This is a genomic window from Kribbella sp. NPDC050820 (assembly GCF_040653975.1).
Classification (GTDB): domain Bacteria; phylum Actinomycetota; class Actinomycetes; order Propionibacteriales; family Kribbellaceae; genus Kribbella.
In genome coordinates this window covers 1-23,007 of the sequence record NZ_JBFAHB010000039.1, presented here as the reverse complement: position 1 = coordinate 23,007, position 23,007 = coordinate 1, and the positions used below count along the sequence as shown (strand labels likewise).

At 69.6% G+C, this 23,007-nt stretch carries 19 protein-coding genes and 1 pseudogene; 9 read left to right on the top strand and 11 right to left on the bottom strand.

Annotated elements, in window-relative coordinates; all coding sequences use genetic code 11:
• Positions 1 to 6: 6 nt before the first annotated feature.
• Positions 7 to 1,254, bottom strand: coding sequence for an extracellular solute-binding protein (locus AB0H36_RS28490; protein ID WP_360529945.1), 1,248 nt, complete (start codon positions 1,252 to 1,254; stop codon positions 7 to 9).
• The gene (locus AB0H36_RS28485) at positions 1,251 to 2,489 is read right to left on the bottom strand and encodes a hypothetical protein (RefSeq protein WP_360529942.1); all 1,239 of its coding nucleotides are present in this window, start codon (positions 2,487 to 2,489) and stop codon (positions 1,251 to 1,253) included. Before AB0H36_RS28485 ends, AB0H36_RS28490 begins: the two co-directional genes overlap by 4 nt.
• Before the next feature lie 102 nt (positions 2,490 to 2,591).
• On the opposite strand from AB0H36_RS28485, the gene AB0H36_RS28480 reads away from it, so the two are divergent.
• Together AB0H36_RS28480 and AB0H36_RS28475 are read left to right on the top strand one after the other, a co-directional pair.
• Complete coding sequence (locus AB0H36_RS28480) at positions 2,592 to 4,292, top strand: glycoside hydrolase family 36 protein (RefSeq protein WP_360529939.1); 1,701 nt, start codon at positions 2,592 to 2,594, stop codon at positions 4,290 to 4,292.
• Positions 4,293 to 4,302: 10 nt separating this feature from the next.
• Positions 4,303 to 5,307 carry a LacI family DNA-binding transcriptional regulator gene (locus tag AB0H36_RS28475; protein ID WP_360529936.1) on the top strand — a complete coding sequence of 335 codons (1,005 nt, stop codon included), beginning with the start codon at positions 4,303 to 4,305 and terminating at the stop codon, positions 5,305 to 5,307.
• Here AB0H36_RS28475 and AB0H36_RS28470 read toward each other — a convergent pair.
• The gene (locus tag AB0H36_RS28470; protein ID WP_360529933.1) at positions 5,256 to 6,461 is read right to left on the bottom strand and encodes an MFS transporter; all 1,206 of its coding nucleotides are present in this window, start codon (positions 6,459 to 6,461) and stop codon (positions 5,256 to 5,258) included. The genes AB0H36_RS28475 and AB0H36_RS28470 overlap by 52 nt on opposite strands.
• 66 nt (positions 6,462 to 6,527) lie before the next feature.
• Between AB0H36_RS28470 and AB0H36_RS28465 the strand changes: the two genes are divergently transcribed.
• Genes AB0H36_RS28465 through AB0H36_RS28455 form a run of 3 tightly spaced genes read left to right on the top strand, consistent with a single transcriptional unit; the run spans position 6,528 to position 9,176 of the window.
• Positions 6,528 to 7,505: a DUF5937 family protein gene (locus AB0H36_RS28465; RefSeq protein WP_360529930.1), complete on the top strand. Its 978-nt coding sequence runs from the start codon at positions 6,528 to 6,530 to the stop codon at positions 7,503 to 7,505.
• An 8-nt stretch (positions 7,506 to 7,513) separates the two neighbouring features.
• Positions 7,514 to 8,161, top strand: coding sequence for a hypothetical protein (locus AB0H36_RS28460; protein ID WP_360529927.1), 648 nt, complete (start codon positions 7,514 to 7,516; stop codon positions 8,159 to 8,161).
• A 46-nt stretch (positions 8,162 to 8,207) separates the two neighbouring features.
• Positions 8,208 to 9,176, top strand: a complete 969-nt coding sequence (locus AB0H36_RS28455; RefSeq protein WP_360529924.1) for an EamA family transporter — start codon at positions 8,208 to 8,210, stop codon at positions 9,174 to 9,176.
• A 48-nt stretch (positions 9,177 to 9,224) separates the two neighbouring features.
• Here AB0H36_RS28455 and AB0H36_RS28450 read toward each other — a convergent pair whose 3' ends face one another.
• From AB0H36_RS28450 to AB0H36_RS28420, 7 genes are all read right to left on the bottom strand, one after another.
• Positions 9,225 to 10,400 (bottom strand): alanine--tRNA ligase-related protein, encoded by a 1,176-nt coding sequence (locus AB0H36_RS28450; RefSeq protein ID WP_360529921.1) that lies wholly within the window; start codon positions 10,398 to 10,400, stop codon positions 9,225 to 9,227.
• Positions 10,401 to 10,595: 195 nt separating this feature from the next.
• The gene (locus tag AB0H36_RS28445) at positions 10,596 to 11,714 is read right to left on the bottom strand and encodes a glycosyltransferase family 4 protein (RefSeq protein ID WP_360529918.1); all 1,119 of its coding nucleotides are present in this window, start codon (positions 11,712 to 11,714) and stop codon (positions 10,596 to 10,598) included.
• The gene (locus AB0H36_RS28440; RefSeq protein ID WP_360529915.1) at positions 11,711 to 12,955 is read right to left on the bottom strand and encodes a M48 family metallopeptidase; all 1,245 of its coding nucleotides are present in this window, start codon (positions 12,953 to 12,955) and stop codon (positions 11,711 to 11,713) included. The genes AB0H36_RS28445 and AB0H36_RS28440 overlap by 4 nt, the downstream gene beginning before the upstream one ends.
• On the bottom strand, positions 12,948 to 14,420 hold the full coding sequence (locus tag AB0H36_RS28435; protein ID WP_360529912.1) for a hypothetical protein: 1,473 nt from the start codon (positions 14,418 to 14,420) through the stop codon (positions 12,948 to 12,950). Before AB0H36_RS28435 ends, AB0H36_RS28440 begins: the two co-directional genes overlap by 8 nt.
• A 97-nt stretch (positions 14,421 to 14,517) precedes the next feature.
• Positions 14,518 to 15,567, bottom strand: coding sequence for an NlpC/P60 family protein (locus tag AB0H36_RS28430; protein ID WP_360529909.1), 1,050 nt, complete (start codon positions 15,565 to 15,567; stop codon positions 14,518 to 14,520).
• A gap of 216 nt (positions 15,568 to 15,783) precedes the next feature.
• Positions 15,784 to 16,002, bottom strand: a complete 219-nt coding sequence (locus AB0H36_RS28425) for a hypothetical protein (RefSeq protein ID WP_360529906.1) — start codon at positions 16,000 to 16,002, stop codon at positions 15,784 to 15,786.
• 109 nt (positions 16,003 to 16,111) lie between these two features.
• A complete protein-coding gene (locus tag AB0H36_RS28420) occupies positions 16,112 to 17,422 on the bottom strand; it encodes an NYN domain-containing protein (RefSeq protein WP_360529903.1) in 1,311 nt (436 codons plus the stop codon).
• Positions 17,423 to 17,608: 186 nt separating this feature from the next.
• Between AB0H36_RS28420 and AB0H36_RS28415 the strand changes: the two genes are divergently transcribed.
• Positions 17,609 to 19,390, top strand: a complete 1,782-nt coding sequence (locus tag AB0H36_RS28415) for a DEDD exonuclease domain-containing protein (RefSeq protein ID WP_360529900.1) — start codon at positions 17,609 to 17,611, stop codon at positions 19,388 to 19,390.
• A gap of 140 nt (positions 19,391 to 19,530) precedes the next feature.
• Here AB0H36_RS28415 and AB0H36_RS28410 read toward each other — a convergent pair whose 3' ends face one another.
• Positions 19,531 to 19,956, bottom strand: coding sequence for a hypothetical protein (locus AB0H36_RS28410; RefSeq protein ID WP_360529897.1), 426 nt, complete (start codon positions 19,954 to 19,956; stop codon positions 19,531 to 19,533).
• Between the two features lie 126 nt (positions 19,957 to 20,082).
• Here AB0H36_RS28410 and AB0H36_RS28405 point away from each other — a divergent pair, with 126 nt between their 5' ends.
• From AB0H36_RS28405 to AB0H36_RS28395, 3 genes and pseudogenes are all read left to right on the top strand, one after another.
• Positions 20,083 to 20,883 carry a helix-turn-helix transcriptional regulator gene (locus AB0H36_RS28405; protein WP_360529894.1) on the top strand — a complete coding sequence of 267 codons (801 nt, stop codon included), beginning with the start codon at positions 20,083 to 20,085 and terminating at the stop codon, positions 20,881 to 20,883.
• A 116-nt stretch (positions 20,884 to 20,999) separates the two neighbouring features.
• Positions 21,000 to 21,287 (top strand): Lrp/AsnC ligand binding domain-containing protein, encoded by a 288-nt coding sequence (locus AB0H36_RS28400; protein ID WP_360469428.1) that lies wholly within the window; start codon positions 21,000 to 21,002, stop codon positions 21,285 to 21,287.
• Positions 21,288 to 21,338: 51 nt separating this feature from the next.
• Positions 21,339 to 23,007, top strand: a pseudogene (locus AB0H36_RS28395) (hypothetical protein); the annotation flags it as partial.

Below are 23,007 nucleotides of genomic sequence, written 5' to 3'. Positions count from 1 at the left end.
GCTACCTCACTGCTTCAGTGCGGCGGTGCACTTGTCGTTGAGCCCGGGCAGGATCTTCGCGACGTCGTCCTTGCCGCTGCCGAGCGGCGTGTAGCTGGTGATGCCCTTGTCGGCGTCGCCGGCGATCTGCGCCTCCCGCGGCACCGACGGGCTGACCTGCCCGGTCTTCATCGCGGTGGTGAACGCGGCCAGGTTCCGCTCGGCCGGCAGCACCTTCTCCAGCGTTCCGGTCGACTCGGCGATGATCGGGACGCCGAGCGCGGTGTTGCCCTGGATCAGCTGGTTCTGCGCGTCCGGGTTCGAGCTGGCGAACTCGACGAACTTCTTCGCCGTCTCCAGTTGCTTGCCGCTCGCGGTCTTCGAGATCGCCAGGCCGCCGACCTCCATCGGGAATCCCTTGCCCGGGACCGGGACCAGCGTCCAGTTCGGCTTGCTGATCTTGGCGAAGTCGGCGACCGTCCACGGCCCGAAGTCGCTGAAGGTGCCAAGGCGCCCGGCCGCGAACCACTGCGCCTGGTCCTGTCCCTGGACGTCGAGCGAGGTCGGCGCGTACCGGTCCTTCTGCATGTCGACGACGTACTGCGCGGTCTGCACGCCCTGCGCGTCGCCGAAGGTGCAGGCAGTCGCCTCGGCGTTGTAGAACCCGCCGCCGGCCGCGGTCAGCCAGCCCTTGAACCACAGGTTGCTCGCGCCGTAGACCCGGCTCTTGCCCTCCCCGTGCGACAGCTTCGCCGCGACGTCGCGGTACTCCTCCAGGGTCAGCGGCGTCGTTGCGCTCGGCAACGGGATCCCGGCGGCCTTGAACGCGTCCACGTTGATCGCCATCACCTTCGGCTTGGCGGTGAACGGCATCGCGTAGTACTTGCCGTCGTACTTCAGCGACTCGGAGATGTTCGGCTGGACGAACTTGCCGGCGTCCACCTGCTGCTCGGCGAAGCTGGGCGCGAACCCGGCCAGGCTGGTGTTGCTGATCTCCATCACGGTGGACTGGGTGCCGGCCGCGATCGAGGTCTGCAGCTTCTGCTCGTAATCGGACTGGATCCAGTTGGTGGTCACCGTCGTGCCGGGGTTGGCCTTCTCGAACGCGGCCGCGATCGCCTTCAGCGAGGCGGCCTCGGAGTTCGTCCCCCAGAACGAGAAGCTGATGTCGGCGGAGTCGCCGGAGTCACTGGCGGCAGGTGGGTTGCTGGTGGCGCAGCCGGCAGCCAGCAGTACGGCGGCGGTCGCCGGGATCAGGCGGTGCGAAAGCTTCATGAAAGGTCCTTGCTCTGAGTGCTGACCCGGGCGGTCCGACCGGGTTCGAGGAGGTGAGGTGCGGCTTGGCCGACGGTGACCGTGAGCGGCCCCGGTCCGCTGTGCACGGTGATCTCGGTGGTGTGCCGGCCTTGCTGGCTGATGCGGAGGTCCCAGCCGCCGACCCGGACGTGGTCGGCGGTCAGCCGGCCGATGCCGGCGGGCAGGTGGGAGTCGATGGTCAGGGCGGCCGCCGCCGCGTCCGGCACCAGGCCGAGCAGGCCGGCCACCAGGTGCTGGACGACGGTGAAGGAGATCTCCGGGTAGTCGTCACGGCTGTCGATCAGGTGCTGGATCCAGCGCCAGGCCGACTCGTCCCGGCGGTGCCGGAAGAACACCTCGGGCAGGTAGCTGAACGCCTCGATGTTCTGCGGCGGCCGCTGCTCCAGTTGCGCTTCCAGGTAGTCGAGGAATCGCTCGTTCTTCGCACCCGTCCCGCTCAGCCCGGTCATCGCGACGATCCAGTGCGACTCCAGCCCCCACCCGAAGTCGAGCCCGGCCTTCGTCCGGCCGCGCGCGAACCACTCGCCGTTCCACCAGCCGTCCAGGAACATTGCCTGGATCCGCTCGGCCCGGTCGTCCAGGCCGAGTTTGCGGAGTGCGGCGTACTGCAGCGCGAGCCCGTCACCGGCGACGACGAGGGGCGCGTCCTGCTCGTTGTAGGTGGCGGTGCCGACGAAGATGTCGCCGGTGCCGGACGCTTCCGGGACGCCTTCGCCGTCGGCGTCGTGGGCGTCGACGAACTCGCCGATCGAGTGCCGGTAGTACGCGGCCAGGTCGGGGTCGTCGAGCCACTGCCGGTCGCCGGTCCAGTCGTACTGTTCCAGCGCCCGGTAGGTCAGGTCGAACACCGCGGGGATCTCCCGGACGAAGTGTTCGTCGTGGTGGTAGTCGATCTCGGCGATCCGGCCGTCGAAGTGGAACGCCCACAGCGGGAACCACTTCCGGGCCGGCGTCGCCGACCGGGCGAAGTGCTGGAACATCGCGAAGTTCTCGGCGTCCAGGCCGAGCAGGTGCGCGCCGGCCGCCTGGTGGCAGACGTCGCGGGAGTAGAACAGCGGCCGGGACGGGTAACCGGCCCAGTACGACGGCAGGTTGCCCGGCGCGGCGCCGGTCTGGACCCAGTCGAGCGCGCGCTTGCGGGCCCAGCCGAAGGCGTCCTCGACGATCGGGTTGTCGGAGCTGACAGCCAGCACGGCCACTCCTCGGAGAATCGGATATTAGCGCTAAAACTAGGGTTGTCCAGGAATTCCGTCAATACCTTCTTGGCATCGGGTTTTACCGCTATAGTCCAGCTCGTGACGACTTTCGACATCCGCTCCCCCGACGGCCGCACGCACCGAACCGGTTCGGTCGCCGGCGCCCGCTCGATCACCGAGCTGCCGGCTTCCGGGCCCGGCGTGCTGCGGTACGACGTGGTCGCCGACGGCACCGTGCAGCTGCGCTGGACCTGGCCGGCCGACTCCGCCGTGACCCTGTGGCGGGCGACTCAGTCGTCACATCGCGAGCTGCCGACCGACTGGGGTTCGCACCGCGACATCCGGTCGGTCCGATCGGCGCCGGTCGCGGCTCTCGTCGACGCGCAGGACCGGAGCCTGCTCACCGTCTCGCTGTCGGCGACGGTCCGCGGCTGCGACTTCGCGATCGGCGTCAACGAGGAAAGCGCCGAGCAGCTGATCCAGTTGGCGGTCGACGACATCGCGCCGACGGACGGCGTGCACCGCTTCATCCTGCGGATCGACTTGGGTGGTCTGCATTTCGCCGAGTCGCTGCGCGGCGTGACTGACGACTGGACGCGCGAGCTGGGCGACCGGATCGCGCCGGTGCCCGAGCTGGCCCGGCAGCCGATGTACTCGACCTGGTACAGCGACCACCAGCACGTCTCCGCCGAGTCCGTCGAACAGCACGCGCGTTCCGGAGCGTCGTACGACTGCAAGGCCGTGATCGTCGACGACGGGTGGCAGACCGACGACACTCGCCGCGGGTACGCCTACTGCGGCGACTGGGAGCCGACGTTCCACGACATGACCCAGCACGTACGACGGGTGCACGACCTCGGGATGCGGTACGTCCTGTGGCTCGCGCCGCCGTTGATCGGTCCCCACTCGAAGGCATGGGAGAGCCTGAAGAACAGCACGCTCGGCCATCTCGAGCACCTCGAGGCGTCGGTGCTGGACCCACGGCTGCCCGAGGTGCGGGAGCACATCGTCGAGTCGTGTGTACGGCCGGTGCGCGACTGGGGTGTGGACGGGTTGAAGCTCGATTTCCTCGACACGTGGGCGTCCTGGCAGCTCCCGGGGCTGGACGAGGGCGTCGAATCGACCCTGCAGGCGATCACCGACGAGTTGCGGCGGCTGCGGAGTGACGTGCTGATCGAGTTCCGGCAGGACTACGTGCACCCGCGGCTGTGGCAGTTCGGGACGTTCCTGCGGGCCGGCGACTGCGCGATGGACCCGGTCGAGAACCGGGTCCGCACGGTCGACGCGCGGCTGCTGGCCGGCGATCGGGCGGTGCACTCGGACATGCTGATGTGGCATCCGTCGGCCGCTCCGGAGACGGTCGCACAGCAGTTCATCGGCGCGATGTTCAGCACGCCGCAGGTGTCGATGGAGCTCGAGGCGCTGCCGGTGGAGCATCAGCAGGTCGTGCGGTTCTGGCTCGGGTTCCTGCGTGATCACGCCGACGTGCTGCTTGGCGGCGTACTGACTCCGATGCGGCCGGATGCTCGCTACACGCAGGTGCGGGCGGTCGGCGGGTCGACCGTCGTGGCCGTTTTCGCCAACCCTGTCGTGCGTTTGAGTGAGTCCGACCGGTCCGTCGTGGTGGTGAACGGCGGCAGCGAACCGCGCATCCTGGTCGAAGGAGCCGGTTCTGGACCGGTCGACCTCGTAGTGTCGGACTGCACGGGCGTGGAGGTGTACCGGGGGACGACGACACCGCCGCAGGTGTGGGCGATCGACGTACCCGTGGCCGGACTGGCGCGGATCGTGCGGAACTGAGGGGGCTGGATTGACGCAGCAGCAGAAGCCACGACGGACGACGGTCGCGGATGTCGCCCGGCTGGCCGGGGTGTCGGCGATGACGGTGTCGAACGTGCTCAACGCGCCGCACCGCGTCAGCCCGCCGACTGTGCAGACGGTGCGGGCCGCGATCAAGGAGCTCGGGTACACCCCGAACCACGCCGCCCGGGCGCTCTCGTCCGGACGCAGCCAGGTGATCGGGCTTCCGCTGTACCTCGAGGACGACGCGTTCAGCGACCAGAACCCCGGCCTGGGCGGCTTCCTGCACGGGCTGCTCGGCGGTCTGGTGAAGTCGGCCGCGATCTCCGGGTACGGCGTCCACGTCACCACACCGACCGAGGGTGCGACCGAGATCGCGCTGTACGAGAAGCTGATCGCAGCCCGGCAGGTCGACGCGATCGTGGTGCTCGAGACGATGCCGCACGACGACCGGATCGAGTACCTGAGCCAGCGGCCGTTCCCGTTCGTCGCGTTCGGGCGGACCGGGCATCAGCACCGGCAGTGCTGGGTCGACGTCGACAACGAGACGTCGATGGCCGGGATCGCCCGGCATCTGCAGGCGACCGGTCGTTCGCGGGCGGTGTACCTCGCGACCGACAGTGCTCTGCCCTGGGTGCATCAGCGGCAGGAGGGGTTCCTGCGGGAGTTCCCGGCCACGGTCGTGGAGTCGTTCGGGTCGCTCGAGGCCGTGGCGTCGTACGTCGAGGAGACGGATCCGCCGGACGTGTTCGTGGCGGACAACGACGCGTACGCCGTGGTCGCGATGCGCGCGTTGCAGCAGCGCGGGATCACCGTGGGCCAGGATGTCGCAGTGACGGGGTTCAACGACTTCCCGTTCGCGAGCATGCTCGACACTCCGCTGACCACCGCGCGGATCCCGTTGCGCGACATCGCCACCGCGCTGTTCGACCGGGCGATCCGGGAGATCAACGGCGATCCGGATCATCCAGGTTGCCTGGTCACCGCTCCCCTGGTGGTCCGCTCCAGCGCCTGACGGGCGATCAGCAGGGTGATCGTCGTACCGAGGATCCCGGACAGGGCGATGGTCAGGCTGGGTTTCAGGAAGGTGCCGACCAGGCCGCCGAGGGCGATGCTCAGGCCTTGGACGGCCATCAGGCCGCTGGTCTGGACGGTGAACAGACGGCCGCGGTACGACGGTTCGACCGTCGCGAGGATCATCGGGTCGATGGCCTGGTTGAAGGCGTAGCCGGCGCCGGAGACGGCCAGCAGCACGGCGGCCAGCGGGATGGAAGGCGTTGCCAGGAAGGCGATCGCGGGGAGTTGGCTGGCGAGCACGAGGGGGACGACGAGGCGTCGGCGGGTGGATGGGGTGAAGCGGGCTACGACGAGTTCGCCGAGGACCGTGCCGGCTGCGTAGCCGGCGAAGAGTGCGCCGGCGGCTGAGGCGGCGGCTCCGGTCTGGGCGGCGTACGCGACTGCGAGGCCGTCGGGGACCGAGGAGAAGGCGGGCGCGACCCAGGTCAGCAGGATCAGCGTGCGCAGGCGCTTGGTGGTGAAGATGTAGCGCAGGCCGGTCAAGGAGTCGCTGACTGTGTTGCGTTGCCGCTCGCCGGGTGGGGTGTACGGCGTGCCCGCGCCGATCAGGATCGCGGATGCTCCGAAGGTGACGGCGTCGAGCGCGAGGAGCCAGGTGGGACCGATTGCGGCGACTGCGATCGCACCCAGGGCGAAGCCGGTGAGGACGGTCACCTGGCTGATTGCCCGGAGCAACGATCGGCCGATCGGGAAGAGGTCGGCCGGGAGCAGGTGGGCGAGGCTGGTGGCGCGGGCGCCGGCGAAGATCGGGGCGATGATGCCAGTCAGCAGGAGGAGGCCGAGGAGGGTGCCGACTGGCAGGCCTGGGATCAGCATTGCGCCGATGCAGAGTGCGCTGAGCAGGTCGCAGCACACCAGGACGCGGCGGGCGGGGAAGCGGTCGGCGATCGAGGAGAGCACGATCCCGCCTAGCGCGTAGGGCAGGAACGAGCAGACGAGCACCAGCGCGGAGAGCAGCGGTGAGCCGGTCCGCTCGAACACCAGGATGGAGAGCGCAACCTGCGCCGCGACAGTCCCGACCATGGACACGGCGTGGGCGAGGAAGATCGTGCGCATGCCCGGGATGGCCAAGACTGCTCGGTAAGACCTCACAGCTCGAGGGTGTCTGCTGCTGCTCCTGCGGCGTAGACTTTTGGTTGTGGCCGAAAGTTGTGGGGGATGACTGTTCTGCGGTTTACGCAGGGGGATGCGTTGCGGTGCCGGTTCGGGGCTTCGCCGTTGTGGGAGACGATGTCGGCGGTGCGGGTGCTGCACGGCGTGCGCCATCGCGGGTTGTACGCACCGTGGGTGGCCGCGAAGGCTGAGGCGGCGGCCGGGCTGGAGCTGGATGGGTTGAAGGCGGTCCAGCCACGCGCCGGCTTCACGCCCGACTTCCTCACCCCACCACCCAAAGCATCACGAGCCAGATTCGCGACCGAGATCGCCCGCGTCCGCAGCACACCCCTCGACCGCGTCCGATCCGAGCTGACCCGGTCGCGCAACGAGCTCGACAACCCCGGCGCCCCCGAGATCGACCGGATGCTCGAGGACCTGCCCGGCGCGCGAGAACGCCTCGCAGACGAGATCGAAGGCGCCTGGGAAGCACTCGTCCGACCCGACTGGCCGCTCATCAGCCGCGTCCTGGACGACGACATCGCCTACCGCGGCCAGCAGTTCACCGACGGCGGCCTGGCCGCCCTCTTCGACGACCTGCACCCGACACTCACCTGGGAGGACGACCGCCTGATCGCCACCCGGTACCGCGAACCGGACCACGAGCTCACCGGACAGGGCATCCTGCTCGTCCCCGGCGTCTTCGCCTGGCCACACCTCGTCATGATCCTCGACCCGAGCTACCAGCCCACTGTGGTCTACCCGGCCCGCGGCGCGGCCCGCCTCTGGTCAGATGCCCCCGCTCCCCCGGATCCGCTGGCCCGTCTGCTCGGCCGCACCCGCGCAACCCTCCTGGTAGCCCTCGACCCACCCGCCACGACCAGTGCGCTCTCCGAGCAGTACGGGCTGGCGCTGGCGACCGTGGCTGAGCACCTGGCCGCCCTGTACGACGCGGGGCTCGCGAGTCGGCGCCGTACGGGTCATCAAGTCCATTACCGCCGTACCGAAGTCGGTCAAGCGGTGATCGACGCGTCCGTTGGTTAAATGCACTGGTGAACAGCACACGTCACATTCGGCGGTGGCCGGCTTCGCTGGCGGTGGTCGCCGTACTGGTCCTGCAATTGGTCGTGCCGACCGAGATCATCCCGCTGCCGCGGTGGATCATGCCGGTGCTCGGTGCGGCGCTGCTGCTGCCGCTGGTGTGGGCGAACCCGTTCCACCTGCGCAGGGACGAGCCCTGGCTGCGGTGGGTCGAGCTGATGCTGCTCGGCGTCCTGGTGGTCGTCAATGCGATCTATCTGACCGGACTGATCGTCTATCTGAGCTCAGGTGAGGCGAACGACGGCCCGGTGCTGGTCAAGGCCGCGCTGCTCATCTGGGTGACGAACGTGGTCGCGTTCGGGGTCTGGTACTGGGAGGTCGACCGCGGCGGACCGTTCGCGCGGGCGCCCGAGCACGAGCGGGAGGCCGAGCGGGCCGACCTGCTGTTCCCGCAGATGACGGTCGACCTGCCGGGCTGGGAGCGCTGGCTGCCCGGGTTCACCGACTACCTGTTCGTCGCGTTCACCGCCGCGACCGCGTTCAGCCCGACCGACACGATGCCGCTGACCGCGCGGGTGAAGACGCTGATGGGCATCCAGGCGGCCGTGTCGTTGCTCACCGTCGCGGTGGTCGCGGCGCGCGCCGTGAACGTCCTGTGAGAAAGGCTCTCGACAGCCATGTAATGGGCATGAGAGTGTTATGCCCATGTACAGCACGAAGTCGGTGGGGCTCGGTTTCGCCGTGTTCTCGGCGGTCACGTTCGGTGGTTCGGGGCCGTTCGCCAAGGCGCTGATCGGGGCCGGTTTCACCCCCGAGCAGGCCGCCTGGCTGCGGATTCTCGGCGCGGCGGCGCTGCTCATCCCGCTCGTGCTGATCTTCCGGGGCCTGAGCGGGCTGCGGGCCGCCCGGTCGTCGTGGCGGGCGCTCGTGATGTACGGCCTGACCGGGATCGCCGGCTGCCAGACGCTGTTCTTCATCGCGGCCAGCCGGCTGCCGGTGGGCGTCGCGCTGATGCTCGAGTTCACCGGTCCGGTGCTCGTGGTCGCGTGGCTCAAGTTCGGGCAGAAGATCGCCGTGCCCAGGACGGCGGCGGTCGGCGTCGGGATCGCGCTGGTCGGCCTCGCGACCGTGGTGGAGATCTGGTCCGGGCTGAAGCTCGACATGGTCGGCCTGGTGGCCGGACTCGGTGCGGCTGCGTGCCAGGCGACGTACTTCATCCTGATCGACAAGCTGACCGGCGCCGCGGACCCGCTGGTGATGACCGCGGCCGGAAGTGTGGTCGGCGCGGTCGCGCTGACCGCGATCTCCGCGCCCTGGGGTATCCCGTGGCACTCGCTGGTCGAGACGATCGCGATCGGTGACCGTTCCGCGCCCGGTTGGGTGCTGGCCGGCTGGCTGATCGTCGTCAGCACGGTGGTGGCCTACCTGGCCGGCGCGGCCGCGGTTCAGCGGCTGTCCGCCGCGGTGGGCGGTGCGGTGGCGTACGTCGAGGTCGTTGCCGCAAGCATCTTCGCCTGGATCCTGCTGAACGAGACGCTGCGCACCAACCAGATCCTCGGCGGCGTGATCGTGCTGGCCGGCGCCTTCGTCGCGCAGTTCTCGGTCGGCAAGGTCGCTCCCCCGGAGATCCCGGACACCGACACCCCGCGCACCCTGGACCCGGCCGGCGTCTGAGGTCCGGCGCAGGCGACTGCACCGGACCTCAACCGGGGACGGCCTTGGCTAAAGCGAGGGCTGCAGCAGGGAGTCGACCAACTCCCGGGGCAGCCCGTGGGTCTCGTGCAGGTACTCGTAGTCGGTGTCGTCCAGGGACTTGTGGAAGCGATCGTGGCTGAGCACCTTGCGGCCGCGGTCCAGCAGGTTGCTGAACCGGATCTCCTCGTCGATCAGGATCCGCCGGACCAGCGTCACCGTCTCGCCCTGGTGGAAGTGCCGTAGCGTGTGCTCGAACAGCTCCATCGGCAGGTCGGACAGCGTCCGGGAGTCGTCGTCGCGCCACAGCAGCGTCAGCACCCGGCGGATCAGCCGGCGCAGCACGTAGCCGCGACCGGTGTTCGACGGGTACACGCCGTCGCCGACGATCACGATGCTGGACCGCAGGTGGTCGATGACGATCCGCTGCGACTGCTCGTCCAGCCGCCACAGCTCCGGGACGATCCGCATCCACGGCTCGAACAGCGAGGTCTCGTACACCGAGTCCTTGCCCTCCAGCAGCATCGTCAGCCGCTCCAGGCCGAGACCGGTGTCGATGTTCTGCTGCTGCAACGGCTCGAGCGACCCGTCGTCAAGGCGGCGATAGCGCATCATCACGTGGTTCCACACCTCGACCCAGCGCTTGTCCGTGCTCGGTGTGCCCTCGGGGTCGCCCTCGCCGGTCCAGACGAAGATCTCCGAGTCGGGTCCGCACGGGCCGGTCGGGCCGTTCGACCACCAGTTGTCGTCGGTGGTCAGCTCGATCGGCAGCCCGAGCTCCTGCCAGGTCCGCAGCGACTCCTGGTCGATCGGCACCTGGCCGTCACCGCCGAACACGGTCACGTACAGGCGGCTCGGGTCGATCCCGAAGCCCTGGGTCATCAGCTCATAGCCCCAGCGCAGCGTCTGACCGCTGCCGTAGTCGCCGAGCGACCACGACCCGAGCATCTCGAACACGGTCAGGTGGGTCGGATCCCCCACCTCGTCGAGATCGGTGGTTCGCAGGCATCGCTGGATACCCACGAGTCGGCGCCCCAGCGGATGGGGTTCACCTTCCAGGTACGGCGTCAGCGGATGCATCCCCGAGGTCGTGAAGAGCACCGGATCACCGAGGCGCGGGATGAGCGTGGACCCGGTGGTCGGCACGTGGTCACGGTCGAGGAAGAAGTCGATGAAGGTCCTGCTGATGGTTCCGTTGGTCTGCATGGTTCTGGTCCTGTCTTTCAGAATGACCGGAACCGGACCACCGGGAGCGGAAACAACAACACCGGCGAACCGTTTCCGGTCGCCGGTGGAGGTTTGAGAATGTCAGGCCGCGGCAGCCGGAGAGCGATGAGCTCGTACGGCTGCGGCAAGTCGGAACATCCGGTGCATGTCGGCCAGAGTACACGAATCCCGGAGCTAGATGTCCAGCAATTCCCTCAGGACGGCGCCGCTGCGTGACCAGGTCCAGTTCTGCTGAGCCCAGGCCCGGCCTTCGGCGCCCATCGCCGCGGCTTTGGCGGGGTGGGTGAGGAGTGCGACGAGGCGGGCGGCGACCGCGGGCGGGTTGTACGGGTCGACCAGGTAGCCGGTCTCGCCGTGCCGGACGGTGTCCGCCGTCCCCCCGGAGTCGCCGATCACGACCGGCTTGCCGGTGGCGGACGCTTCGAGGGTGACGATCCCGAGGGCCTCCGGCTCGAGGCCGAACCGCCTCGTCCGGCACGGCATCGCGAACACGTCCGCGGCATCCACGTACGGCGGGATGTCGGCCCACGGGATCGCCCCGGCGAACACCACCGACGACGTGACACCAAGGGATGCCGCGAGCCCTTCGAGCCGTTCTCGATCAGGACCGCCGCCGACGAGCAGCAAGACCGCGGACGGTACGGCGGCCAGCACCCGCGGCCAAGCACGGATCAAGGTGTCCTGTCCCTTGCGCGGGATCAGCCTCGACACACAGGCGACCACCGGAACGCCTTCGAGGCCAAGCCGCTTCCGGACCTGCTCTCCCCCACAGCCCGGGAAGAACCGGCCGGTGTCGACCCCAGGAGTCAGTCGGCGCATCCGTCGTACGGCGCCCGGCGAGAGCGCGGGAGCGATCCGGTCCGCGCACCAGGACGAGACCGTCGTCATGGTGTCGGCCGCATCGCCGATCCGCCGCAGCGCCCGGCGTGCACCGGGCACGTGGGCCCACCATGTCTCGTGCCCGTGCGTCATCGCGACGATCCGCCGTACGCCGGCCCGTCGGAGCGCCGGACCCATCAGGCCGAGTGGCGCGGCCGCGCCGAACAGCACCCGGTCCGCGTTGTGCGCTTTCGCCAGCCGTACGGCGTTCTTCGTGATCCGGGCCGTCGGCAACAACATCGTCGTCCGGTCCCGGATCACGGGGAACGGCAGCGTGGCGTCGTACGCCGTGTCGCCTGGTTCGTGCGACGTGTAGACGACGAGGTCGGGCAGCTCGTCGCACAGCGAGCGGACGAAGGTCTCGATCCCGCCCTGGCGGGGTGGGAAGTCGTTGGTGACGACGAGGACGGTCATCGCTGGACCAGCGGCGGCACCGGCGTGCCGTGCTCGGCTCCCCAGGCCCGGCCCATCGCGATCCGCTCCGGCGAGGTCGGGTGGCTGGCGAACATCCAGTACCGCCAGCGGCGCGGGTTCAGCCCGGAGATGTTGGTCACGGCCAGGCCGTGCTGCATGGCGACGAAGTTGCCCGGGTCGTTCGTGAGCCGCAGCGAGTGGTAGTCCGCGCGGGCCTCGATCCGGCGGCTGACCAGGTTCTGCACCGGCGCGGCGAGCGTCGTACCGGCGACGATCAGGGCCAGCAGCAACGCGGTCCGGCGCGGGTCGGACATCCGGGCCCCGAGCAACAATCGGAGCAGGACGACCGCGAAGGCGGTCCCGAGCACGCCGATCAGAGTGCCGTGCAGTACGTCGTCCTCGGCCGCGTGACCGAGCTCGTGCGCGACGACGAGCCGGACCTGCGCCGGTGGCGCGTCCTTCAGCAGCGTGTCGTAGACGACCAGCCGGCGGGTCGTGCCGAAGCCGGAAACGTAAGCATTCAAGGCGGTTGTGCGCTTCGACGCGTCCGCGACGAGCACATCCTCGACCGGCACGCCGTCGTCCGCGGCCAGCTTCATGAAGTCGTCGCGCTGCGGCCCGGCCGGCATCGAGGTGAACTCGTTGAACCGCGGCTCGACCAGGACCGGGTACGCATACGACACCCCGAGCACCAGCACCGCGCCGGCGATTGCCGCGGGCAACCACCACCAGGTCCGGAAGCGTTTCGCCAGCGCGATCAGGCCGACCGCGATCACAGCGAGCGCGAGCGACATCAGCAGCCAGTTGACCGCGCGGTCGCGAGTCCATAGCCCCCAGTCCTGCACGGACAGGCCGTACTTCCGGCTGACCCGCTCGGCCATCACGTCGGTCGGCAGGGTGACCACGCTGGCGAGCAGTCCGAGGCCGAACACGAGCAGCGGTACGGCGAGATACCACCGGCGAATGCGGATCGCGTCGTACAGACGGCGGCCGAGCGGGCTGAAGCCGATCACCAGCGGGACCAGCAGGGACAGCACCCACGAGGTGGTCGACCACGGCAGCAACTCGTGCCGGAACGCGTTCTGCCGGGCGATCTCGGCCGCCGTGAAGTCGAGCGTCGCGTCCGGTTCGGGTACATCGATCAGGTGCCAGGGCGTCGTGATGACGATGACGACGACCAGTGCGGCGGCGAGGACGACGGCGACCACCGGCGGGGCCCAGCGGGCCGCCGGCTCAGACACCGGCGAGCCTCTTGATGTACTGCTGCCACTCGGCGACGAACTCCTGCTCGGTCATGCCGAGCACAGTCTTGAAGGCGTCCGCCAGGCCGGCCGAGGTCTTCGACGCGTGCACGGCCCGGTAGAACTTCACCAGCTTGCTCTGCCCCTCCCGCTCGGCGATCAGCCGACAGGCGAGCCACGCCGACTCGTAAGCCTGGGGCAGCTCCGCCGCCGACGCGGCGAACGCCTCCGGCGCCGGCAGCGCAGGCGGCACCTTGCCGGCGCGGACCGCCTTGAACAACTCCTTCGCCGCCGACTCGTCCTGCACAGGTACGGCGTTGAACGCTACGTAGTCCGCGAATCCCTCGGCCAGCCACAACGGCACCGGCGAGGCGGTCGCTGTGGATGCGACATGGGTGGTCTCGTGGGTCAGCACAATCCGGCGGCCCTGCTTGCCGAGCTCCTCGAACAGTTTGGGATTGGCGACGATCCGCACCGGCGCGCCGACCTGTGGCGCATCCAGCTCGGCCATCGTGACGGCGGCAATCTGGGTGTAGGTGTTCGGCTGCGCGCCGAGGACGTACTCCATCTGGGCCTGTTTGGCGGGCAGGTAGACGACGACCTTCTGCCGCCAGTTCCGGCCCCAGACCTTGCTGACCGAATCGACCGCACGATCCGTCACGGAGACGTAGCTCTCCGCGTCTGCCGCGGAGTCCAGGCTGATCACCAGGCTGTGGTCGCCCTTGGCCACGTCGATCGGGCCGAGCGCCCAGACCGGCCGCCGCTGACCGGCCACGAACCGCTCCGAGAACGAGGCGGCGTACGTCGTCCCGTCGCGGGTGACGAACGTCACCGGCAGGGTCTCGCGGGCCGGCTTCACGTCGTACCCGGTGAGTTGCCAGGAGACCTCGACCTGGGCGAGCCAGGACTCGGTGCCGCCCAGCTCGGTCTGGCGGTCCGGGCTGAGCGCGGCCGTGTCGTCGCTGACGTAGCGGAGCTGGAAGCTGCCGACCGGGAGCTTGCCCAGGTTCGCGAAGATCGTGCGGGCGCTGGTCCGGAACTCGGTCGCCTTCGGGTCGATGGTGGCCAGGAACGCGGACCGGCTGTCGTCCTGGACCGCGACGGCCATCTTCTGCAACACCGCTCCGCCGACGGAGGCTCGCCGTACCCCCTCGGCGGCTTCGTCCGGGGTGGTCGAGGTCTGCGGGGACTCCGCGATGACCGGCGCACCGGGATCGGCGGGCGCGTCCGCGATCTGGCGGAGTCCGGCGTACCCGGCGACGGCGACCAGGCAGATCGAGACGCCGAGCGCGACCTTCTTGACGATCGGGCCGACCGTGGGCGGGACGCGGCCCCCACCGGCGTGTCGCTCGGTGGGCTGCGGGCGGTCCTCGGCGGGCGGTACCGCCGGGAGGGGCACCGTGTCGCCCTGTTCGTCGATCACCTCGGCCCCTCGCTGCTCACCTGCCCCAGTCAGGCGGGACACTACGTGCCTCCTCTGACAGTAGAGCACTCGGACGGTGGTGAAACGACTCGGCTCCGGGGTGAGACCCCGGAGCCGACGAGTATGACAAGGGCGCGGTTCAGCCCGGACGGACGGCGGTGTTGTACGGCATCAGGTCGAGCGGGTCGGTCTTCACCGGCTTGCCCGGGCGGCTCGCGTGCACGATCCGGCCGTTGCCGATGTAGATCCCGACGTGGCTGATCGGCGAGTAGTAGAACACCAGGTCGCCCGGCATCAGCTGGCTCTTGCTGACCCGGCGGCCCTCACTGGCCTGCGCCTTCGAGGAGTGCGACAGCGAGACACCGGCCTTGCCCCAGGCGTACATGGTCAGGCCGGAGCAGTCGAAGGAGTCCGGCCCGTCGGCGCCCCAGACGTAGGGCTCGCCGAGCTGCGCCATCGCCGCCTGGATCGCGATCCCGGCGCGGCCGTTGGCCGGCACCGGCGAGTCGTCCGTCCGGTCGCCGTCCCGGCTCGGGCGCTCGTCCCGGGCCTCCTCGGCTTCCTTCTCGTTCTCCGCCTGGATCCGGGCCCGCTCCGCGTCGCTGAGCTTGTCGAGCACCTTCTCGGCGGCGTCCAGGTTGGTCTGGATCTGCTTCTTCAGCGCGTCCTGCTGGGACTGCACGGCCTGCAGCGCGGCCAGCTCGGTCTGCTCACTGGCCTGCAGGTCGGTCAGCTTGCCCTGAGCCTGCTGGTAGCGGCGGAGCGCCGAGTTCTGCTGGCCGGCGAACGCCTGGGCGGTCGAGGCCTGGCTGAGGAACTGATCGGGGTTCGTCGACAGCAGCAGCTGCGCCGTCGTCGTCATCCCGGAGGTCTGGTAGCCGGCGACCGCGAGCGAACCGATCTGTTTCTTCACCGCGTCGACCTGGCCCTGCTGCGTGCCGATGGCAGCCTGCAAAGCCTTCACCCGGGCCTGCGAGGCACCGATCTGGCCGCGTAGGTCGTTCGCCGACTCACCGGCCTGCTCGGCCTTGTGCTGCAGCGCCGCGACCTGCTTCTTCGCCTGGTCCAGCGTCGGCGCCGGATCGGCGTCCGCACCCGTCTGGATCAAGAACACACCCGCGGCGACTGCCGTGCTGGTGATGGCGGCGAGGGCGATTCCCTTGGTGCGGTTGATGCGTCCGCTGGCCACAGCCCGGTCGATCCCTTCGTCTGCTCGCGCCGTCCCCATTGACCACACCGGCCGCAACGAGACTTACGCTGCGGGACCTGGCGGGTCACCCATCGGCTTCGTGCTGCCCGGTCGGTCTGATCGGCCGACACCCTGAGGCAACGAGAGGTAACAGTAGTGACCGTTTCGTGACCAGTGCAATTCGCCCCTCGGGTTTGATCGAAAATTAACGAAGTCTCACCCCAGCCCAACGACCGTTTCGCCTTCGTCGTCAGGGGTTTCGGGGGTGATGCTGCTTACGGCGTGCACGAGGCGTAGCGGTGGCACCAGGCCGGACTCGGCCAGCGCGTCCAGCGCAGCCTTCTCGTCGTCGTCGATCCGCAGCGTGCCGGCTCGTTCGGCCGAGAAGCCCAGGACCACGGTGACCACGCAGTCCTGGCAGCCGGGACCACGCATCACACAAGCGTCGCAGTCGATCAGCACAACGTCCTCCAAAGTGGGGAAGCACCCGGACTTGCATCCGGCTGAGAAGGACGCTAAAGGGCGGCTCCGACAGTTTTTGTCGTCAGGCGCGCGCGATCCGGCCGATCAGCGTGGTCGCGGACAGTGCCCGGGCACCCATCTTGATGATGCTTTCGGCAACTTCGCGGTCGGTCGAGACCACGACGACCGGGCGGCCTGGCGGCTCGGCCCGCACCAGTTGCCGGATCACCTCGTCGGCGATCACACCGGCCGGGCTGAACCGCACCCGCACCCCGCGCGGCGGATTCAGTTGCACAGGGCCCGAAAGCTCGGCGCCGTCGAACACCACGGTCACCTCGATGCGACGTTGAGCGACGAGCGCTCCCAGCGCTGTGACCAGCCGCTGACGCTGCGAGTGCAACGGCGAGTTGGGCCATGCGGTCTTCGTCACGTTGTAGCCGTCGATGATCAGATGCACCTGCGGCAACGCCAGCAACTCGTCGAACAACGCTGGGTCGTCGTCAGGTGCCGTACGCCCGACTGGTGCGGCGTCGGGCTCCATGCCGGCGACAGTGTCGGCCGGTCGGAGCTCGCCCCCGGGTGGCAGGGCCAGCTCGCGACGCAGTCCGCTTGCTGCCTCGAGCAACGTGTCCAGGAGCAGTCTGGTCCGGGTCGAGGCGAGCTCGCGTTCCTGTCCCGCCGTACGGCGTGCTGCGTGTTCGACTGCTTCGAGCTCGGTGATGCGGGCGCGGAGCTTGCGCAGCTCGCGTTCCACCTCGGCGCGGGCGGCGTCGACGCGTTCGTCGGCCGTCTCCGCTTGGGTGGTGCGTTCCGCGAGCTCGCTCTGCAGGCCGCTGATCCGCTGCCGCGCCTCGTTGAGTTTGCGGCGCAGCGTGACGTTCTCGGCCTTGAGCTCGTTGACCTGTTCGCGGAGGCGTTCCCGGACTTGCCGGGTCTCGGTGCGCGCCTGGTCGAGCTGGTCGGCCAGCCGGCTGACTGCCTCTTCGGCCGCGCGTGGCGCCTCGACGGGGATCTGGGCGGCGGCTGCGGTGACGTGCTGCTCCCAGTCGTCCGGGCGGAGCAGGTAGGCGAGGGCGGCGACTTCGACGGGGTCCGCGGCCGGGACCGGGACGCCGTCGGCGACTGCGTCCCCGAGCTCCGGGTGCTCTCGCCGTACCTCGAAGGCCGTGAGCTTCCGGAAGTGGTCGTCGGTCTCCAGGATCGGGCCGAGGACGGACGCCGAGAGCTTGGCCCGCTTGGCCGGCGCAAAACTGGCGAACCGGCGCAGCGGCGGCGGGATGTCGGACGCCGGCAACTGGCCGAGAGCCTGCGCGGCGAGGGCGAGAACGCGTTGCCGGACCGGTTCGGGCAAAGAGGTAGCGGCGGAGCTCGCGGCGGTGCCTGCCTCAGTCACCGGCCCGCAGTCCGGCCCGAACGGTGGTCTGGCTGCACGAAGCGCTGGGCCAGTGACGCAGACCACAGCTGCCCGGCAGCTGGGCCGGATTCGCGGTGATCGCCTGTGTACGCATACAGAGAGCCTAGTCGACTCTCTTGCGTGTCACCTGCGGAATTGTCGGTGGCGACTCTTAGCGTCGTTGCCATGACCAGCCCGGCCCCGGACCAGCTCACGCCGATTCGTGGTGTGCAGCCGAGTTTCGACGACCTCGGGACGCCGCTGCGCGACGTCACGTTCTGCGTCGTCGACCTGGAGACCACCGGTGGCGCGCCGGGCGAGTCCGGCATCACCGAGATCGGCGCTGTCAAGGTGCGCAGCGGCGAGGTGGTCGGCGAGTTCCAGACGCTGGTCAACCCGACCGACCCGATCCCGCCGTTCATCGCCGTGCTGACCGGCATCACCAACGGGATGGTTGCCTCGTCACCACGGATCGAGTCGGTGCTGCCGGCCTTCCTGGAGTTCGCCCACGGCTGCGTGATGGTGGCGCACAACGCGCCGTTCGACATGGGCTTCCTGAAGCACGAGAGCCTCGTGCACGGGTACGACTGGCCCGACTTCACCGTCGTGGACACCGCGTTGCTGGCCCGCCGCGTGATCACGCCGGACGAGGCGCCGAACTGCAAGCTCGGGACGCTGGCCAAGCTGTTCCGCGCCACCACGACGCCAAACCACCGCGCACTGTCGGATGCCCGCGCGACAGTCGACGTACTGCACGGACTGTTCGAGCGGGTCGGCTCGTTGGGTGTGCAGACGCTGGAGGATCTGCAGACGTTCTCGTCGCGGGTCGCGCCGGCGGTGCGCGCGAAGCGACACCTGGCCGAAACGTTGCCGCACGCACCGGGTGTGTACCTGTTCACCGACGACCGCGGCGAGGTCCTGTACGTCGGCAAGTCGAAGGACCTGCGGAACCGGGTCCGGTCGTACTTCACCGCGTCCGAGACCCGCTCGCGGATCGGCGAGATGGTCGGCATCGCCACCGGGGTGCGCGGGATCGAGTGCGGGACGTCGCTCGAGGCCGAGGTGCGGGAGCTGCGGCTGATCGCCGAGCACAAGCCGCGGTACAACCGGCGCTCGAAGTTCCCGGAGCGGCAACACTGGCTGAAGGTCACCGTAGAACCGTTTCCACGGCTGTCGCTGGTGAAACAGGTGCGGGACGACGACGCCGGGTACCTCGGCCCGTTCAGCTCGCGGAAGACGGCCGAGCGGGCGATGGCGGCGCTGCACGAGGCGTACCCGATCCGGCAGTGCACGGCGCGGATGTCGCGGCACCCCCAGCTGTCGCCGTGCGTGCTGGCCGAGATGGGCCGCTGCGTGGCGCCGTGCGACGGGCGCATCTCGGCGGACTCGTACGGCGAGTTCGTGACGTCGCTGCGGACGGCGCTGACCACCGACCCGACCCCGGTGGTCGAGGCGCTGGACCGGCGGATCGACGTGTTGTCGGCGGACGAGCGGTTCGAGGATGCCGCCGTACACCGGGATCGGCTGAGCGCTTTCGTGCGGAGCTCGGCGCGGATGCAGCGGATGGCGTCGGTGACGGGGTGCGCGGAGATCTGTGCGGCGCGGCGGACCGACGACGGCGGGTGGGAGCTGCACGTGATCCGTCGCGGCCGGCTCGCGGCGGCCGGGGTCAGCCCGCGCGGGACGGACCCGCGGCGCTACCTGGACATGCTCCGCGCCTCGGCCGAGACCGTGCTGCCCGGCATCGGGCCGGTCGCTTCCGCCTCCCCCGAGGAGATCGAGCTGGTCCTCCGCTGGCTCGACCAGCCCGGCATCCGCCTGGTCGAGATGGACGGCACCTGGACCTGCCCGGTCTCCGGCGCCGGCCGCCACCTCACCCGCCTCGACAACGCCCACTCCGACGACCACCACCACCCCACCGACCGCCGCCGCCGACTCCGCCCCCTAGGCCCCGCCCGAGCCAGCTAGCCGACGCACTCACCGCCACCCCGATCTCCGCCGCCAGGGGCACCACCGGCGGGCCGGCGCCTCCACCCCCCCGATTCCCGGCACCACAGCCCCGACGCCTTCACCATCACCTCGTTTTCCGGCGCCGAAGGCGCCGTTGGCTAGTCGACGAACTGGTAGTCGGCGGTGATGCGGCCGTCGGGGCTGAGGAGCAGGAGGTCGGTGCCGCTGCCCCGGGGGTCTCCGCCACCGGCCGGGACCATCACCCACCGGAGCTTCACCATGTCGTGCACGACCGCGACCGCCCCGTCCCGGCGGAACTCGAACTGGCCGGGCGCAACGAACTCGTCGTACGCCCGCGCCACCCGCCGTACCAGCTCCGCATGCCCGCGCGCCTCGAACGTCGCCCGGATGTCGAGCTCCTCCGCACGCTTCACCACCTCCTCGGGCGGCTCCAGCAGGTGCACGCCGTCCGCCGTCCACAGCTCCCCCACGGCCTTCCGCCGTACGTCGGCATCCGGCTCGTTCCACACCGCCACATAACGATCGGCCAACTCCTCGGCGACCGAGTTCTTCTTGTCCGGCAAGGGTTTCTCCTCCGTCGTGGACGACCCGGCGCCGCCCTGCCTCGACGATGCCGAGCGCACCCGCGCCCGGACAATTCCCTCCGGGGAATCACGCGAACTGTCGGTGGCGTGCGTTAGACCAGACTCATGCTGACCGAACCCCGCCCCACCGAGCTGTCCGCCGGCCTCCGGCTGTGGCGGCAACGGCGCCGGGTGAGTCAGCTGGAGCTCGCGATCCGCGCCGGCACGACGCAGCGGCACGTCAGCTTCATCGAGAGCGGCCGCTCGCTCCCCGGCCGCGAGATGGTCATCCGCCTTGCCGAGTCCCTCCAACTCCCACTGCGCGATCGGAACGCGTTGCTGCTGGCCGGCGGATTCGCTCCTGCGTACGACGAGGCGCCGTACGACGATCCGGGCCTCGGCGCGATCCGTGCGGCGCTGACCGGGATCGTCGAGGGCCATCGCCCGTACCCGGCGGTGGTCGTCGACCGGCGTGGCGACCTGGTGCTGACGAACCGCTCGTTCGACGCGCTCATCGGCGGCGTCGCGCCGTACCTGCTCGAGGAGCCCGCCAACGGGCCTCGCCTGCTCCTCCACCCCGACGGGCTCGCGCCGCGGATCGTCAACTTCGCCGAGTGGTCCTGGCATGTGCTCGATGCCCTCACCCGCGAGGCGGCGCAGAACCCGGCGCCCGAGGCCGACGCTTTGATCGAGGAGCTGACCGCACTCGTCCCGCCGCGTCCCCCGACCGGGCCGGACCACCTGGGCTTCGCCGTACCGCTGCAACTGGACTCCCCGTACGGCGAACTGCGGCTGATCACGACTCTCACCCGCTTTGGTACGGCGATCGAGGTGACGGTCTCGGAGCTGCGAATGGAGGCGTTCCTGCCGGCCGACGAGTCGACCGCGAAGGCGCTCCGGCTGATCGACCCGGTCGTGCCGGACTGAGCGGGGAACGGGTGAGCTCGGTCGGTGCGTCGTACGGAGTGCTCCTGGACGCCGGGTTTGGGGGTGGGCCGCATTATGCTTCAGCGGGTTCAGGTGTGATTCGAGGAGAGGACGGCATGGTCACCGCGATCGTGTTCATCAAGGCCGACGTCGCGCGCATTCCGGAGGTCGCCGAGCAGGTGGCGGCGATCGAGGGCGTCAGCGAGGTGTACTCCGTCACCGGCGGGCTCGACCTGATCGCGATGGTCCGGGTCGCGCACCACGACGACCTGGCCACCGTCATCCCGGAGAAGGTGAATCGGGTGGCCGGCGTACTCAGCACCGAGACGCACATCGCGTTCCGCGCGTACTCGACGCACGACCTCGAGGCCGCCTTCAGCCTGGGTCAGGAGGACGGTGTCTGAGGGCTGGGAAAGCGCGACCCTGCTGACACGAGCTGAAGTTACGGTGAACGCATGAGTAACCCTCCCGCGGGCTGGTATCCGGACCCCACCGGCCAGCCGAACACCATTCGTTGGTGGAACGGGACGCAGTGGACCAACCGCACCGAGAAGGAAGACCTCACCCAGCAGGCTGCCTCCTCTGAACCCACTCAAAGCGAGTGGTCCCCAGAGTCCGGTTGGACCACACTCACCAAGGCCCCCACCCCGGCCAAGGATGGCGCCCCCGCCGAGGACGACGGCCGTACCCCCTTCGAGCGCGCCCGCGCGACCTGGAACGCCCCCGTCATAGCCCCCGGCCCCCCAAACCACTGGACCCAGCAGGAACCCCCCGCGGAGCCTGCGGAGGAGCCCCAGCAATCTGCCTGGACCCTCAAACTGGCCCCCACCCCGCCGGAGAACGCACGCCCCCAAGCCGTAGACCTGGACCAGGAAGGCGACTGGACCCCCCAGCCCCCGTCCCAAGCCGGTGCACAGACCTGGGCCGCCCAGTCATGGGGAACCCAGCAGGACGACGACACCACCACACAGGGTTGGGGCAACCAACAATCCCCCCAACCCGAGGACGAGCACCAGTCAGCGACCACCGGCTGGGGCCAACAGCCCGACTCTGCCCAGCACGAGACGACCACCGGATGGGGCGAACAAGCCTCGGCGCAGCAGGGCTGGGGCGAACAGCAACCGCCCGCACAGCAAGAGCCACCCAGCGGCTGGGGCGAACAAACCCCCGCCCAGCAGGGACCGCCCGCCTCCAGCGAGCAGCAGACCGCGAGACCCGACTGGGGCCAACAGCCCCCGCCTGCGCAACACGAAACGCCCAACACGTGGGGCGACCAGCAAGGCCCAGACCAACAGGGCATATCCGGCGACCAGCCAACACCCACCCAGCACGGGACAAGCACAGGCTGGGGCGAGCAGCAACCCTCCCCCCAGCACAGCACCACCGCGTCAAGCGACCAGCAAGCCACCCAGCAGCAGTCCGCAGGAACCACCTGGGGCCAGCAGCAGGACCCCGCACGCCACGGTGAAACCACCGGCTGGGGCGAAGAGCAATCGTCCGCGCAGTACGGACCGACCAGTGGTTGGGGCGAGCAGCAGGCGGCCGGCCAAGGCGGGGCGACCGCCGCCTGGGGTGACCAAGGAGACACCGGCCAGCAGGGCGCAGCCACCGGCTGGGGCGAAGAGCAAACGTCCGCGCAACACGGGTCGGCCGGTGGTTGGGGCGAGCAACAAACGTCCGCCCAGCACAGCACCACCGCCTCAGACGACCAGCAAGCCACCCAGCAGCAGGCCGCAGGAACCAACTGGGGCCAACAGCAGGACCCCGCGCAGCAGAGTCCAACCACCGGCTGGGGCGAACCACAACCCACGAACCAGCAGGGATCGACCAGCGCCTGGGGTACGCAGGCAGACGCCGAGCAGCAGGGCGCGGCTACAGCATGGGGTGAGCAGGCGACCGAGCAGCAAGGCGCAGCCAGCCCATGGGGTGAACAGCAAGGCGCCCAGCAACAGGGCGCGGCAGCCGCATGGGGTGAGCAAACTGCCGAGCTGCAAGGCAGCGTCAGCCCATGGGGCGAGCAGCAAGGCGCCCAGCAGCAAGGCGCGGCTACAGCATGGGGTGAGCAGGCGACCGAGCAGCAAGGCGCAGCCAGCCCATGGGGTGAACAGCAAGGCGCCCAGCAAC